The 4,001-nt window shown below is 46.0% G+C and carries 2 protein-coding genes; one reads left to right on the top strand and one right to left on the bottom strand.

Annotated elements, in window-relative coordinates:
* Nucleotides 1-199 precede the first annotated feature (199 nt).
* Complete coding sequence (locus tag NFR98_RS15560; protein ID WP_035182261.1) at nt 200-1,702, bottom strand: methyl-accepting chemotaxis protein; 1,503 nt, start codon at nt 1,700-1,702, stop codon at nt 200-202.
* A gap of 117 nt (nt 1,703-1,819) precedes the next feature.
* Between NFR98_RS15560 and NFR98_RS15555 the strand changes: the two genes are divergently transcribed.
* Nucleotides 1,820-3,826, top strand: coding sequence for a penicillin-binding transpeptidase domain-containing protein (locus tag NFR98_RS15555; RefSeq protein ID WP_179234262.1), 2,007 nt, complete (start codon nt 1,820-1,822; stop codon nt 3,824-3,826).
* The last annotated feature ends 175 nt before the right edge of the window (nt 3,827-4,001 follow it).

Raw genomic sequence — 4,001 nt, 5'->3', positions numbered from 1 at the left:
TCTTCCTTAACGTAGAGTGCTTCTATGTTAAGATATCCGGCAAAATCGAAGGTCTTTCTTAACCTAGAGCGCGACTACGTTCAGATACCCGTAAAAATTCCGCGTCTTCCTTAACATAGAAGCGTTCTATGTTAAGATACCCGGCAAAATCGAGGGTCTTCCTTAACCTAGAGTGCGTCTATGTTAAGATATCCGTCTGCTAAATCATTTGATCGGCAAATTTTTCCTGCATTTGTTCGGTTTTTGCCCGGAACTGCTCCGCCTGGGCAGCCGCTTCATTGAGCGTTTCTGCAATTGTATGATGGTCATTCGTTAAGCTTTCGATCGTCGCCGACATTTCTTCTAGGCTGGCGGAAGTTTCTTGAATGATGGCCGCGAGTTCGCTTGATGCGCCTTCCACGCCATGCGCCTTTTCGGTCACTTTTTTGGACAACGTATCGAATTCTTTAAACTTCTCAACCTGTCCGTTTAACGTTTTTAATAGTTTACGGAAATAGGTGGTTACATTTTGGCTTGATTCCGCTGTCGTCAAAATTTGTGTGCTGCTTAATTCCAGCTTATCCCGTGCCGCCGCGTTGCTCTGGTTCAAATCAGCCAAATTATGGTTAATTTTTTCGGTGGTTTCGTGTGTCGTTTCCGCAAGGCGCCGGATTTCATCGGCAACAATCGAAAACCCGCGGCCTGCTTCCCCAGCGCGGGCCGCTTCAATCGAAGCATTCAGCGCAAGCAGGTTCGTCTGTTCTGTAATTTGTTTGATGCTGTCGGTGAACGTATTCGTTTCTTCCACTTTTTGCGTTAACACTGTAAATGTGTTGTTCAGCTCCATAATCGTATCTACCACATCACTGATTTCAAGCGTTAAATTTTCTACCGCCTTTTCACCGGCTTTTGCCGTTTCCTGTGCTTCAAGCGATTCGTTTGTCAGTTCACCGGACATTTGTGTTAAAAATTCCATCGATTGCACCGTATCTCCGGCGTGTCCGGCAATTTGCGTAATCTGCTCACTTTGGGTTACACTGCCTTTAGAGATTTCATGAACGGCGGACTTCATTTCGTTTTGGGCATGTAAATTGGTCTGAATATTGTCGTTCACATTGGAAACGCGGTCAAGAATCTCCGCCATTTCCTGCCGGTAAGCCGAACCTTGATCTTCCATGGTTTGAAGGGTTTTCTTTATGGATAAAAGAAAAGAATCCATCAAATTTTGATGCAGGTAGATCATGGCGTATAATAAAATTGCGGTTAAAACATAGCAGAGCAAAGCGGTCGGGACCAGGTTATGAATGAGGCCCGAATCGGCGGCCGGCACCAAGTAGCTGGCAAGAAATCCGGCAATGCCAAGACCGGCTCCGATAAAGAAAAGGACATTTTCAAACTGCAATGCCGCATAAGCAAGCAGAAAGAAAAACAAAATGTCTACGGAAAAGCTGTTTTGAACAAAAAGGGTGGCATATATTCTGAACAAATAAGAAATGATGACGCTCGCATAAGAAAACAAGCGGAATTTTTTCATGGCGCGCCCGAGTGTAAAATACAGTGCCAGAAGAACAACGATTTCCACGCCGTACAGGACAGCCATTCCGGCCTCTTGTTTGTAAAGATATGTTACAAAAACGACCAGCAGGGCAACAAGCAGGGTAATAAACATGAGAAGACTTTTTTTGCGCATGTTGTCTGCTTTTAACTGTGTAATGATGTCCACGTTCTTACCTCCAAATCTAGTTCTTCTTATCTAACACAAATGTAACACAAAAACCGGCAAACTTCTCCATTTTTTTCTCAAAAGGTGGAAACTTGTCGTTGTCAGGGAGGAGATTTTTTGAGGAAATATGTATTTATCATCGGTTTGCTGCTCGGGGTTTTGGCGGCCCTTGCCGGTTGCGAAAAAACGCCGACACCGAATGAACGCCTTGCAGATTATGTAAAAGCATGGAAACAGGAAAAATTTGCGGAAATGTATCAAAGTTATTTATCGGCTTCCGCAAAAAAAACGTATGCGAAAAAAGATATGGCGGACCGGTACAAAAAAGTTTACGGGGACTTGAATGTTTCAGATTTAAATGTTTCATACCAATCGTTGGATAAAGATGCCTATAAAAACAAAGAGAAAGTTACCGTGCCGGTCAAAATTTCGTTCCAAACCTCAGCCGGCAAAGTCGCCTACAAGGATAAAGTGGCGCTTGTAAAGGAAAAACGGGACAAAAAAGAAAACTGGTATGTCAATTGGAAGCCGGATCTTATTCTCCCGCATTTGGCCAAAGGGGATACGATTAAAGTGTCCGACCAAAACGCTGTCCGCGGGGAAATTTTGGACCGAAACGGAAAAGCGTTGGCCAAAAACGGCAGCGTGTACCAAATCGGCGTCATTCCGGAACAATTGAAAGGGGATAAACAAGCGGATATGCAAAAAGCTGCCGACCTGCTTGGCATGTCAGCGGACGAAATCAAACAAAAACTGGACGAGGACTGGGTGCAGCCTCATTTGTTTGTCCCGTTAAAAAAAGTCCCGATGGAGAAGAAGGATCTCGTGAAAAAAGTCACCTCCATCCCGGGCTTTTCTTCGCAAACGGTTGGTGCCCGCGTTTATCCTTATGGGAAAGCCGCTGCGCATTTAACCGGTTATATCGGTGCGATCACTGGCGAAGAACTGAAAAAACTGCAAAAGAAAGGCTATACTGCGGAGAGTGTAGTCGGCAAGCGCGGGCTCGAACAGTTGTATGACCAAAAGCTCCGCGGCCAGGCAGGAGAAAAAATTTACATCGAGAAGCAGGACGGCAGCACCTATACCGTTGCTGAGCAAAAAGTGAAAAACGGCGAAAATATCAAAGTCACCATCGATGCCGAATTGCAACAGAAAATTTTCAATCAAATGAAGGGGGATGCCGGCACGGCAGCGGCCATCCATCCGAAAACGGGTGACGTGCTTGCCCTTGTAAGCACGCCTGCTTTTGACCCAAATGATTTTATTTCAGGCATGTCTTCTTCCACTTACACGAAACTTGAAAAAGATCCTGATAAGCCGCTCATTAACCGGTTTGCCCTTACGTATGCGCCGGGTTCAACAATCAAGCCGGTCACTGCGGCTATCGCGCTTGATACCGGGACGACAACAGCCGCGGCAACGAAAACCATTACAGGGACTTCGTGGCAAAAGAGCGCCGACTGGGGCAGCTATAAAGTGACCCGCGTCCACGCCAATAACAGCCCGGAAAACATGGAAAAAGCGCTCGTGTTATCCGATAATATCTTTTTTGCCCAAACCGCGCTTGATATCGGGGCGGACAAATTTGCAAAGGGCCTGAAGGGTTTCGGATTCGGGGAAGACATTCCGTTTGCGTATCCGTTGAAGGCATCGCAAATTTCGTCTACCGGCAAGTTCAGCAGTGACATCCAGCTTGCAGACACGGGTTATGGCCAGGGGCAGATGCAAATGAATATTCTCCATCTCGCCATCAGCTACACGCCGTTTTTAAACAGCGGCGATGAACTGAAGCCAAATTTGCTTGCAGGTGAAAAAACAAAAGTGTGGAAACATGCCGCAAGCAGTAAAACCACCGGGGAGATTTCCGGTATGCTCCGCCAGGTCGTTGCGGATCCGTCCGGCACGGCGCACGCTGCCAATATCTCCGGAGCGCAGCTTGCGGGAAAAACGGGCACCGCTGAACTGAAAAAGAGCCAAAAAGATCAAAGCGGCAAAGAAAACGGCTTTTTCGTCGTATATGACGAAAAGAACCCGAATATGCTTGTTGCGATGCTGATTGAAAATGTTAAACATCGCGGCGGCAGCGGGCTTGTCGTGAACAAAGCCGTAAATCTGTTTCAATAGTTAACTTTGCAAGGGCCATCCCCGCTGCAAAAAAGGTTAAAGCTTCATGCTATATAAATTGAAATAAAATTTGTGACGCGGGATGAGATAAGAAGACTGAGTTAAGTCCGTATAATTGTGTAAAAAGGGTTATCTGAATATGAGGGAATATGGAGTATAGGGGCTGTTTTTCTGG

Origin of the sequence: Weizmannia agrestimuris, from assembly GCF_943193165.1 — a bacterium.
Classification (GTDB): Bacteria; Bacillota; Bacilli; order Bacillales; family Bacillaceae_C; genus Weizmannia; species Weizmannia faecalis.
The sequence above is the reverse complement of the archived record's forward strand: the minus strand, read 5'-3'. Positions and strand labels throughout refer to the sequence as shown.